12 protein-coding genes are annotated in these 10,604 nt (G+C 74.3%); 6 read left to right on the top strand and 6 right to left on the bottom strand.

All coding sequences use genetic code 11. The features are described 5' to 3' along the window. Complete coding sequence (locus H2O74_RS11660) at nt 1-861, bottom strand: glycosyltransferase family 2 protein (RefSeq protein ID WP_182111740.1); 861 nt, start codon at nt 859-861, stop codon at nt 1-3. A gap of 41 nt (nt 862-902) precedes the next feature. After that, entirely contained in the window at nt 903-1,349 is a 447-nt protein-coding gene (locus H2O74_RS11655; RefSeq protein ID WP_255491588.1) for a metallopeptidase family protein, read from the bottom strand. A 95-nt stretch (nt 1,350-1,444) separates the two neighbouring features. Between H2O74_RS11655 and H2O74_RS11650 the strand changes: the two genes are divergently transcribed. Genes H2O74_RS11650 through H2O74_RS11635 form a run of 4 tightly spaced genes read left to right on the top strand, consistent with a single transcriptional unit; the run spans nt 1,445 to nt 3,795 of the window. Next, nucleotides 1,445-1,810 carry a DUF3499 domain-containing protein gene (locus tag H2O74_RS11650; RefSeq protein WP_182111739.1) on the top strand — a complete coding sequence of 122 codons (366 nt, stop codon included), beginning with the start codon at nt 1,445-1,447 and terminating at the stop codon, nt 1,808-1,810. A gap of 1 nt (nt 1,811) precedes the next feature. Then, nucleotides 1,812-2,063, top strand: coding sequence for a hypothetical protein (locus tag H2O74_RS11645; RefSeq protein ID WP_182111738.1), 252 nt, complete (start codon nt 1,812-1,814; stop codon nt 2,061-2,063). A gap of 38 nt (nt 2,064-2,101) precedes the next feature. Next, nucleotides 2,102-3,592 carry a phosphomannomutase/phosphoglucomutase gene (locus tag H2O74_RS11640; RefSeq protein ID WP_182111737.1) on the top strand — a complete coding sequence of 497 codons (1,491 nt, stop codon included), beginning with the start codon at nt 2,102-2,104 and terminating at the stop codon, nt 3,590-3,592. Then, nucleotides 3,589-3,795, top strand: a complete 207-nt coding sequence (locus tag H2O74_RS11635; protein ID WP_182111736.1) for a Trm112 family protein — start codon at nt 3,589-3,591, stop codon at nt 3,793-3,795. The genes H2O74_RS11640 and H2O74_RS11635 overlap by 4 nt, the downstream gene beginning before the upstream one ends. 16 nt (nt 3,796-3,811) lie before the next feature. Here H2O74_RS11635 and H2O74_RS11630 read toward each other — a convergent pair whose 3' ends face one another. From H2O74_RS11630 to H2O74_RS11620, 3 genes are read right to left on the bottom strand one after another with little or no spacing between them, the layout of a single operon-like run. Then, entirely contained in the window at nt 3,812-4,726 is a 915-nt protein-coding gene (locus H2O74_RS11630) for a glycine betaine ABC transporter substrate-binding protein (RefSeq protein ID WP_182111735.1), read from the bottom strand. 53 nt (nt 4,727-4,779) lie between these two features. Next, entirely contained in the window at nt 4,780-5,649 is an 870-nt protein-coding gene (locus tag H2O74_RS11625; RefSeq protein ID WP_182111734.1) for a proline/glycine betaine ABC transporter permease, read from the bottom strand. Continuing rightward, the gene (locus H2O74_RS11620; RefSeq protein WP_182111733.1) at nt 5,646-6,860 is read right to left on the bottom strand and encodes a glycine betaine/L-proline ABC transporter ATP-binding protein; all 1,215 of its coding nucleotides are present in this window, start codon (nt 6,858-6,860) and stop codon (nt 5,646-5,648) included. The genes H2O74_RS11625 and H2O74_RS11620 overlap by 4 nt, the downstream gene beginning before the upstream one ends. A 623-nt stretch (nt 6,861-7,483) precedes the next feature. Here H2O74_RS11620 and ahcY point away from each other — a divergent pair. Together ahcY and H2O74_RS11610 are read left to right on the top strand one after the other, a co-directional pair. Further along, a complete protein-coding gene (gene ahcY, locus H2O74_RS11615; protein ID WP_182111732.1) occupies nt 7,484-8,989 on the top strand; it encodes an adenosylhomocysteinase in 1,506 nt (501 codons plus the stop codon). Between the two features lie 132 nt (nt 8,990-9,121). Beyond that, entirely contained in the window at nt 9,122-9,688 is a 567-nt protein-coding gene (locus H2O74_RS11610; RefSeq protein ID WP_182111731.1) for a dihydrofolate reductase family protein, read from the top strand. 36 nt (nt 9,689-9,724) lie between these two features. Here H2O74_RS11610 and H2O74_RS11605 read toward each other — a convergent pair whose 3' ends face one another. Then, complete coding sequence (locus H2O74_RS11605) at nt 9,725-10,543, bottom strand: RDD family protein (RefSeq protein ID WP_182111730.1); 819 nt, start codon at nt 10,541-10,543, stop codon at nt 9,725-9,727. Nucleotides 10,544-10,604 lie beyond the last annotated feature (61 nt).

Here is a 10,604-nt window from a genome sequence, read left to right as displayed (position 1 = left end):
TCAGCGCGCGGCGCGCAGCTCGAGCGCCTGCCGCACGGCGAGCCCGGCCCGGATCGCCACCCGCACGGGCCACTGGTACCAGCGGTGGTAGCGCCGCGTCAGGTAGCGCGCCGCGGAGGCGTGATGGGCCCGGATCATCCGCGCCGGTCGCTCGCGCCAGGACGTGCCGCCGATGTGCGTCACGGTGACGTCGGGGACGTAGACGTTCTCCCAGCCGGCCAGCCCGAGCCGCTCGCCCAGGTCCAGGTCCTCGAAGAACATGAAGTAGCCCTCGTCGAAGCCGCCGACCGCGCGGAACGCCTCCGTGCGCAGCAGGAGGCACGAGCCCGACAGCCAGCCCGCGGTGCGCTCCACGGAGGCGGTGTCCTCCTGGCGCCGCTGGTAGGCGCGCGTCCACGGGTTGCCGGGCCACACGCGCCCGAGGACGGCGTGACCGGCGCCCTGGGTGAGCGAGGGCAGGGCGCGCGCCGAGGGGTACCGCGTGCCGTCGGTGTTGAGGATGCCGGGCCCGAGCGCGCCGGCCCGCGGGTGACGGGCCCCCGCCGCCAGCAGGGCGTCGAGGCTCCCGGGGTGCCACACGACGTCGGGGTTGGCGACGACGAGCCACTCCTGCGTCGCGTCCTGGGCGCCGAGGTTCGCGGCCCGGCCGTACCCGAGGTTGCCGCCCGCCGGCAGGACGCGGCCCCCGTGCTCGCGCGCGACGCGCTCGCCCACCGTGTGGTCGCTGCCGTTGTCGACGAGCACGAGCTCGACCGGACCGGTGGTCGCCTCGTGCAGCGACCGGGCGAAGGCGTCGAGCTCGTCACCGGGGTGGAAGGTCACGCACACGACGCGGACGGACGGGGGCGTGGGGGCTGCCATGGTGGCGTCCAGCCTAGACGCAGCCGCCGGGCGCTCTGCGCTCAGCTGCGGTACTCCGGGTCGACGTCCTCCGGTGCGCGCGCGAGCAGGTGCGCCACCTGCTCGACCAGGACGTCGCGGACCAGGTCCATGAGGTCCGCCTCGTCCACGGCGCGCGTCTCGAGCGGGCGCCGGTAGACGACGATGCGCGAGGGCAGGCCGGCGTCGGCGGGGAAGCACCGGCCGAGCGGCACGCCGCCGTGCTCCCAGGGAGCCGGGCCCGACGGGGGCACGTCCTCGACCGCGAACTCGGTGCCCTCGAGCTGGGCCGACCAGCGCCGCTCGATCCGCTCGACGGCGGCCAGCACGTGCTCGTCGAAGCGCTCGGCGCGCGTGCGGTAGCCCGGCAGGTTCATCGGCATCAGCGGGCCGCGCAGGCCGCGTCCCCGGCGGTCCCGTCGCCGCGCCGCCACCACCGGCCCCGCAGGACCGCGACGCAGGGTGCTCACGGGCCCACTGTACGTCGGGGCACCGGCGCGCCCGAGTGTCGCCGACGCGGCGTGGTGGCCGCCCGTGCGCGGGACGCCCCGGGTAGTCTCCTCGCGTGAGATCAGGCCGCCAGTGCTCCCGCAGTGCCTGCGGCCGTGCCGCCGTCGCGACGCTCACGTACGTCTACTCGGACTCCACGGCGGTCCTCGGACCGCTCGCCCAGCTCGCCGAGCCGCACTCCTACGACCTGTGCGGCGAGCACGCCGGGCGCCTGACGGCGCCGCGGGGCTGGGAGGTCGTCCGGCTCACGCCCGAGTTCGTCCCGAGCGGTCCGACGCCCGACGACCTCGTGGCGCTCGCGGACGCGGTGCGCGAGGCGGGGCGACGGCGTCCCGAGGCGGCCCCCGAGGCGCCGCAGGTGCCCCCCGGTACCGAGGTCAGCCGTCGCGGCCACCTGCGCGTCCTGCGCGGGGAGGGCTGACGTGGCACGGGCCTCGGTGCCCCCGCCGGGCGGCCTGCCCGGCCCGGGCGTCCCGCCGCCGGAGCGCTGCTCGTCGTGCAGCGGCCCGGACCTGACCCGCCTGCCGCTGGTCCTGACGGACGGCACCGACGTCACGTTCGTCTCCTGCAACCGCTGCGAGCGGCGCGAGTGGATCACCCTCGACGACGCGGGAGCGTGGCAGAGCCTGCCGATCGACACCATCATCCAGCGCTCGGCCCGCAAGCCGCGCTGACGCGGTCCTCGGGCGCCGCGCGCCACTAGGCTGCCGCCGTGACCACAGCACCACGGCCCGACCTCAGCGCGCTCATCAAGGCCTACGACGTCCGCGGCGTCGTGCCGGAGCAGTTCAGCCCCGACGTCGCGCGGGCCATCGGCGCCGCGTTCGCCGACGTCGTCGTGCTGCGGGGAGCGGACGCCACGGGCGACGCCCGGCCGCGCGCCGTCATCGGCCGCGACATGCGACCCTCGGGCCCGGAGCTCGTCGGCGCGTTCGCGGAGGGCCTGACCCGGCGCGGGGTCGACGTCGTGCTCATCGGGCTGTGCTCGACCGACGGGCTCTACCACGCCTCGGGCGCGCTGGACGTGCCGGGCGCGATGTTCACCGCGAGCCACAACCCCGCGCAGTACAACGGCATCAAGATGTGCTGGGCAGGTGCGCGGCCGGTGGGCGAGGACTCGGGGCTCGGCGAGATCCGCGAGCTCGCCGCGCGGTACCTGGTCGAGCCGCCGGCCGACGCCGCCGTGCCCGGTGAGGTCACCGAGCGCGAGATGCTGGGGGAGTACGCGGCGTTCCTGCGCTCGCTCGTCGACCTCGCCGGCCTGCGCCGGCTCAAGGTCGTCGTCGACGCCGGGAACGGGATGGGCGGGCTCACGGTGCCCGCCGTGCTCGGGGACGCCGCGGGCCTGCCCGCGCTGCCGTTCGACGTCGTGCCGCTGTACTTCGAGCTCGACGGCACGTTCCCGAACCACGAGGCGAACCCGCTCGAGCCCGAGAACCTGCGCGACCTGCAGGCGGCCGTCGTCGAGCACGGCGCCGACATCGGCCTGGCCTTCGACGGCGACGCCGACCGCTGCTTCGTCATCGACGAGCGGGGCGAGCCCGTGACGCCGTCGGCGATCACGGCGCTGGTCGGGCTGCGCGAGGTCGCGCGCGAGCGCGCCGCCGGCCGCACGCCGACGGTCATCTACAACCTCATCTCCTCCAAGGTCGTCCCCGACCTGCTCGAGGCGGCGGGTGCCCGCACGGTGCGCACGCGCGTGGGCCACTCCTTCATCAAGGCGGAGATGGCCCGCAACGACGCCGTCTTCGGCGGCGAGCACAGCGCGCACTACTACTTCCGCGACTTCTTCTTCGCCGACACCGGCATGCTCGCGGCCATGCACGTGCTGTCCGCGCTCGGCCAGGCGACGGCGCCCGACGGCCGCCCGCTGACGCTCAGCGAGCTGTCCGAGGCGTACGAGCCCTACGTGGCCTCGGGCGAGATCAACTCGCGCGTCGCCGACGTCGCCGCGGCGCGCGCCCGGGTGGTCGAGGCGTACGTGACGCAGCAGGGCGCCGGGCCCGTCGAGGTGGACGAGCTCGACGGGCTGACGGTCTCGCACTGGGACGAGCACCCGCGCTGGTGGTTCAACCTGCGCGCCTCGAACACCGAGCCGCTCCTGCGGCTCAACGTCGAGGCGGCCGACGAGGACATCATGGTCAAGGTGCGCGACGACGTGCTGTCGATCGTGCGCGCCGACGCGACGGAGGAGACGCGATGAGCGACCGGCAGCCGATGGAGCCCTGGGTGCGGGACCTGCTGCGCTGTCCCGTGTGCGGGTCGACGCTCGCCGACGGCACGGCCGTCGACGGCTCGCCGCAGCTGGTGTGCGAGGGCCAGGCGTGCGCCCTGGCCTACCCCGTGCGGGACGGCATCCCCGTCCTGCTCGTCGACGAGGCGGTGCCGGCGAGCGGCACCGCCTGACGTCGACGTCGCGGTCTCAGACCTCGCCGGCCGCGTCCTTGATGCCCGGGAAGACGTCCGGGTTCTCCTCGAGCCACCGCTCGACGGCGGCCTCGTTGTCCTTGCCGCCCAGCTCGTTGAACATGATGTTCTCGAGCGAGAAGAGCTGCTCGTCCGTCAGCGTGAACTCGGCGAGCCACGCGGCCAGCTGCGGGAAGTCCTCCGCGAAGCCCGTGCGCCCGACGCTCTCGATCCGCTCGGCCTCGCCCAGGGCGCCCTCGGGGTCCTCGAGGTCGCGGATGGGGAACGCGTCGTAGGCCCAGTGCGGCCGCCACAGCGTGACGGCGATGTCGCGGCCGGCGTCCGTGGCACCCGTGAGCTCGGCGAGCATCGCGGGCGTCGACGACTCGACGAAGTCCATGCCCTCGAGGCCGTAGGTCGGGATGACCTCGTCCTTGGTGATGCGCGTCAGGCCGGCGCCGGGCTCGATGCCGACCAGGCGGCCACCGAAGACGTCGGCGTTCTGGCCGAGCTCGGCGAGCGAGGTGAGGGGGGCGTCCTCGTTGACCGCGATCGTCAGCACGGCGTCGTCGTACCACGCGCCGAGCAGCTCGAGGTCGTCGCCGTACTCCTCGAGGTAGTCGCCGTGGGTCAGCGGGAGCCAGGTGTCGACGTTGACGTCGAACTGGCCGCCCGCGATCCCCGTGTAGACGGGGCCGGCGTCGGCCATCTCGAGCTCGACGTCGTACCCCTCGGACTCGAGGAGCTCGGCCCACAGGTGCGAGACGGCGATGCCCTCGTCCCAGCCGTTGTGGACCGCGATCGTGACGTCCTTCTGGTCGCCGGTGGCGGTCTGCCCGCCGTCGGTGTCGCCGCCGGTGCAGGCGGTCAGGGCCAGGGTGGCGGCGACGAGCGAGGCCGCGGCGGCGGTGGTGCGTCGGAGGTGGGTCATGGTTCCTTCCGTGGCGGCGTGCCGCCGGGTCGTCGGCCCGGGTGGGCCGTGGGTCAGGCCGAGGTGGCGCGCAGGGCGCGCGCCACGGGGGACCGGTCGGCCAGGCCGGAGGTCAGGCGGTCGAGGTAGATCGCGAGGATGACGACGGCGAGCCCGGCCTCGAAGCCCAGCGCCACGTCGACGCGCGACAGCGCGGAGACGACGTCCCGCCCGAGGCCGTCGGCGCCGACCATGCCCGCGATGACCACCATGGACAGCGAGAGCATGATCACCTGGTTGACGCCCGCCATGATCGTCGGCAGGGCGAGGGGCAGCTGGATCTGGCGCAGGATGCGACCGGGCGTCGAGCCGAAGGCGTGCCCGGCCTCGACCACCTCGCGGTCGACCTGCCGGATGCCGAGCTCGGTGAAGCGGACCCCGGGCGCCAGCGCGAAGACGATCGTCGCCACGATGCCCGGGACCGCGCCCGTGAGGAAGATGATCACCACGGGGATGAGGTAGACGAACGCCGGCATCGTCTGCATGAAGTCCAGCACGGGCCGCAGCACGGCCGAGACGCGGTCGTCGCGGGCGGCCCAGATGCCCAGCGGGACGCCGATCGCCAGCGCGATCACGCTCGCGACGAGCACGAGGGCCAGGGTCGCCATCGCGTTGTCCCACTGGTCCACTCCCGCGATGACGAGGAGTCCGACCAGGGTGCCCAGCGCGAGCCGCCACCCCTTCGCGAGCAAGGCGACGGCGGCGAGCACGAGGGCGACCACGGCCATGGGCGGTGCGGTCAGGACCAGCTCGAGCGACTCGAAGCAGGCCAGCAGGACCGTGCGGATGACGTCGAAGAGGCCCCCGAAGGTGTCGATGACGGCGTCGACGCCGGACTCGACCCAGTCGCCGAGGGGCAGGCGGAACATCGGCTCGGCGCTCATGCCGGCACCTCCGTGGGGTCGGCGGACTCGGTCTCGGCCTGCTGGGGCGCCATCGCCTCGAGCAGCGTCACGCGGGGGATCACGCCCACCAGGCGGCCCCGGTCGTCCACCACGGGGACCGGCAGCGGTGTCTCCGCCGACGGCGCGAAGACGTCGGCCAGCGGGGCGTCGACGGTCACGGGCGTCACCTCGTCGAGGGTGAGGTCCAGCAGCGACTCGTCACCGGCGCGCTGCGCGGCCACGACGTCCGCGTCGCGCAGGACGCCGCGCAGGGTGCGGTCCCGGTCCACGAGGTAGGCCGCCGACGTCTGCGCGTCGCGCATCTGGCGCAGGGCGCCGCGCGGTCCGGCGCCGGTCGTGACGACGGCCGCCGGCCGGACCATGACGGAGCCCGCGGTCAGGACCCGCGTCCGGTCGACGTCCGCGACGAACTGGGCGACGTAGTCGTCCGCCGGGTCGGAGAGGATCTGCTCGGACGTGCCGATCTGGACGATGCGCCCGTCGCGCATCACCGCGATGCGGTCGCCGAGGTGCATCGCCTCGTTGAGGTCGTGGGTGATGAAGACGATCGTCTTGCCGAGGGTCTGCTGGAGCTCGAGGAGCTGCTCCTGCATCTCGCGGCGGATCAGCGGGTCGAGCGCGGAGAACGCCTCGTCCATGAGCAGCACGTCGGTGTCGGCGGCGAGCGCGCGCGCCAGGCCGACGCGCTGGCGCATGCCGCCCGACAGCTGCGAGGGCAGGTGGTCCTCCCAGCCCGCCAGGCCGACGAGCTCGAGCGCCTCGCCGGCGCGGCGCCGGCGCTCGGTGCGGTCCACGTCCTGCAGCGCGAGGGGGTAGGCGGCGTTGTCGAGGATGGTGCGGTGGGGCAGCAGCGCGAAGTGCTGGAACACCATGGACACCCGGCGCTGGCGCAGCGCGCGCAGGTCGCGGGCGGAGATCGTCGACAGGTCCGCGTCACCGAGCAGGACCCGCCCCGAGGTCGGCCGCCACAGACCGTTGAGCATCCGGATGAGCGTCGACTTCCCGGACCCGGACAGGCCCATGACGACGAACGTCTCGCCCGCGGCCACCTCGAAGGTCGCGTCGATGACAGCCGCGGTGCCGAGGCCCTTGACCTCGTCGCGGTGGGCACCCGCCTCGAGCCGCCGGACGGCCTCCGCCGGCCGGCGGCCGAACACCTTGTACACGTTCTCGGCGCGTAGTGCGCTCACTCATCCCTCGTCTCCGTCGGCGCGCGCGACCGTCGGCCCTGCCCCCGGGGCGCGGCCACGCGCGGCTGGTCGACGCCTGCGGCGTCGGGTGCGGGCCCGGTGGCGGGAGGCCGCGAGAGCGACCTCACCGGCCGTCGCGTCCGGAGGCGGCGTCCGCCTCCCGGTGGCATGTGCCTGGCGGGGCGCGGCGCGCGGTGGACGCGGCGCTGGGGCACCGGCACCGACCGGCCGGCGGTCCGGCCGATCGGTCCCACCATCACCCGGGCGACGCATCATCGCCAAACCCGCCGTCCGCCGAGAGGCCCGTGGCGAGCCGTTAGGGCGCGCCGCGCGTCGCGCTGACCTGCGCCTTTACGTGCTCCTGGGTGTTATCAAACTGTGACGTGAACTCCGTCGTGGCCGGCCCGCGGCGGCCCGCTCGCCGGGGGAGCCCGTGCCGCGACTGGACAGCCTCCGTAGGATGGGAGCGCTTGGCGTCGGTGATGCCGTCGGCCCGGAGGGGCCGCGCCGGGCACGAGGTCCCGCCGCCGCGGCACGAACCGCGGGGGTCGCGCTCCGCGCGACCGCGGGCCTCGCCCCTGACCGAGACCCAGCGCGCCACGCGCGACCCACCCGAGGTGACCATGACCACGACGCCCGTCCCCACGTCCGCCGGCTTCGACGAGAAGCCCGGCGTCTACAAGGTCCGCGACCTCGGCCTCGCCGAGGCCGGACGCCACCAGATCCGCCTGGCCGAGCACGAGATGCCCGGCCTCATGGCGCTCCGCGCGGAGTTCGGCGCGACGCAGCCGCTCGCGGGCGCCCGCGTCGCCGGCTCCCTGCACATGACCGTGCAGACGGCCGTCCTCATCGAGACGCTCGTCGCCCTGGGGGCCGAGGTCCGCTGGGCGTCCTGCAACATCTTCTCGACGCAGGACGAGGCGGCGGCCGCGGTCGCCGTCGGCCCGCACGGCACGCCCCAGGACCCGCAGGGCGTCCCGGTCTTCGCCTGGAAGGGCGAGACCCTGGCCGAGTACTGGGAGTGCACCCAGCAGATCCTCGTGTGGCCCGGCGACGAGGGCCCGAACATGATCCTGGACGACGGCGGCGACGCGAGCCTGCTCGTGCACCAGGGCGTCCAGTACGAGGCCACCGGCGCGGTCCCGGCCGACGCCGCACCCGGCGAGCCCGGCTACTCGGAGGAGGCCAACCTCGTCCTGGCCCTGCTGCGCCGCTCGCTCGCCGAGGACCCGCAGCGCTGGACCCGCACGGCCGCGGGCATCCTCGGGGTCAGCGAGGAGACGACGACGGGCGTGCACCGCCTGTACCAGCTGCACGAGGCGGGCGCGCTGCTCTTCCCGGCGATCAACGTCAACGACTCGGTCACCAAGTCCAAGTTCGACAACAAGTACGGCATCCGCCACTCCCTGCCTGACGGCATCAACCGCGCCACCGACATCCTCATGGGTGGCAAGGTCGCGTTCGTGGCGGGCTACGGCGACGTCGGCAAGGGTGCGGCCGAGGCGTTCCGCGGCCAGGGCTCGCGCGTCGTGGTCAGCGAGGTCGACCCGATCTGCGCCCTCCAGGCGGCCATGGACGGCTACCAGGTCGTGCGGATCGAGGACGTCCTGGACGAGGCGGACTTCTTCATCACGACCACGGGCAACCGCGACGTCATCACCGCGGAGCACATGGCCGCGATGAAGGACAAGGCCGTCGTGGGCAACATCGGCCACTTCGACAACGAGATCGACATCGCCGGGCTCGCGGCGATCCCCGGCGTCACGCGCACGGAGATCAAGCCGCAGGTCCACGAGTGGACGTTCCCGGCCGACGGCGACCGCCCGGAGCACTCGATCATCGTGCTCTCCGAGGGCCGCCTGCTGAACCTCGGCAACGCGACCGGTCACCCGTCCTTCGTCATGAGCAACTCGTTCACCAACCAGGTCATGGCGCAGATCGAGCTGTTCACCAAGCGCGACGAGTACCCGGTCGGCGTGTACCGCCTCCCCAAGGTGCTCGACGAGAAGGTGGCGCGCCTGCACCTCGACGCGCTCGGCGTCCGGCTCACCGAGCTGACGAAGGCGCAGGCCGAGTACATCGGCATCGACGTCGCCGGCCCGTACAAGCCGGAGCACTACCGCTACTGAGCCGGCACGACACCGCAGGGGTCCGCGCGCATCGCGCGGGCCCCTGCGGCGCGTCCGGCACCACCGCCCGCGGGGCTTGTCGGCGCCCGTGGCGCGCTGCACCCTGGAGCCCTCGTCCCGACGGAGGGCACCATGGGCAAGCTCATCTACGCGGCCAACGTCTCGCTCGACGGCTTCCTGGAGGACGAGCAGGGGGCGTTCGACTGGTCCGTCCCCGACGAGGACGTGCACGCGTTCTGGAACGAGCACGAGCGGGGCATCGGCACCTCGCTCTACGGGCGACGCATGTACGAGACGATGCGCGTCTGGGAGAGCGACGACTGGCTGGCGGACGCCCCCGCCGTCGTCCGCGAGTACGCCGACATCTGGCGCACCGGCGACAAGGTCGTCTACTCGTCGTCGCTGGCGGACGTCTCGACGGCGCGCACGACGATCGAGCGGACCTTCGACCCCGAGGCGGTGCGGCGGCTCAAGGAGGAGGCGGCCACGGACCTGAGCATCGGCGGCGCGGGGATCGCGGCGGAGGCCTTCCGGCACGGTCTGGTCGACGAGTGCGTGCTGCTGCTCTGCCCGGTCGCGGTGGGCGGCGGCAAGCCGGCGCTGCCCCGCGGCCGGCGACTCGCCCTCGAGCTCCTGGACCACGGGCGGTTCGCCAACGGCGTGGTCTACGTGCGCCACGCGGTTCGGGCCTCCGCCTGACGCCGCGGGCCGGTCGCGGCCCGAGGGGCCGCCGGCTCAGACCGCGGGGTCGGGGACCGCGTGGGGGAGGCGGTGGAGCAGCACGGCCTCCGCGGCGGCGGTGCGGGCCGCAGCCGAGGCGTGCGCGAACTCCCGGTCCCGGCGCTCGGCGAGCACGGCGGCGATGAAGCGCTCGGGGTGGGTGCCGAGCGGCGGGCCGGGCGCGACGTAGCGCTCCATCTCGCCGGCGAGCTGGTTGCCGAGCCGGACCCGCGAGGCGATGTGGAGGCGGTCCGCCCGGCCCAGGAACTGCCGGGCGGAGAGCGCGAGCCCGTCCGGCAACCGCCGGATGTCGGCGTTGCGGGCCCAGCCGGCGAGCTCGTGCGGCATGACGAGCGGGGGCAGGGGCCGCTGGCCGCCGCGCACCCGGACGGCGTACGTGCCCGCGAGCATGTCGCCCAGCCGCTTGCCCTGCGGGTGGACGAGGGAGGCGATGAGCGCGACGCCGCCCGCGCTGAACCAGATCTCGAGCACGCCGGTCAGGGCCCGGATGACCGCGTGGCGCACCCGGATGGGGCCGCCGTCGTCGCGGACGATCCGGATGCCCATGGCGAGCTTGCCGAGCGAGCGCCCGCGCGTGAGCGTCTCCACGGTGGCGGGGATGACGACGAGCACCATGACGACGAGCGTGATGAGCAGCGCCGCGAAGGCCGCCTCGTCGAGGCCCCGCCCCGCGGCGCCGCCGGCGACGAGCAGGAGGAACCCGAGGAACCCGAGGGTGGCGACGTCGATGAGGGCGCCGAGCATGCGGGTCGCGAACGAGGCCGGGCGCGCGTCGAGGACCACGCCCTCACCGATGACGATCTCGTCCTGCACGCGCACCCCTCCGCCGTCCGTCGCTGGCCGCAGGTTACCCGTGCCCGACGGCGGTGTGTGG

The sequence above is a fragment of the Actinotalea sp. JY-7876 genome (assembly GCF_014042015.1).
In the GTDB taxonomy this organism is placed as follows: Bacteria; Actinomycetota; Actinomycetes; order Actinomycetales; family Cellulomonadaceae; genus Actinotalea.
The sequence above is the reverse complement of the archived record's forward strand: the minus strand, read 5'-3'. Positions and strand labels throughout refer to the sequence as shown.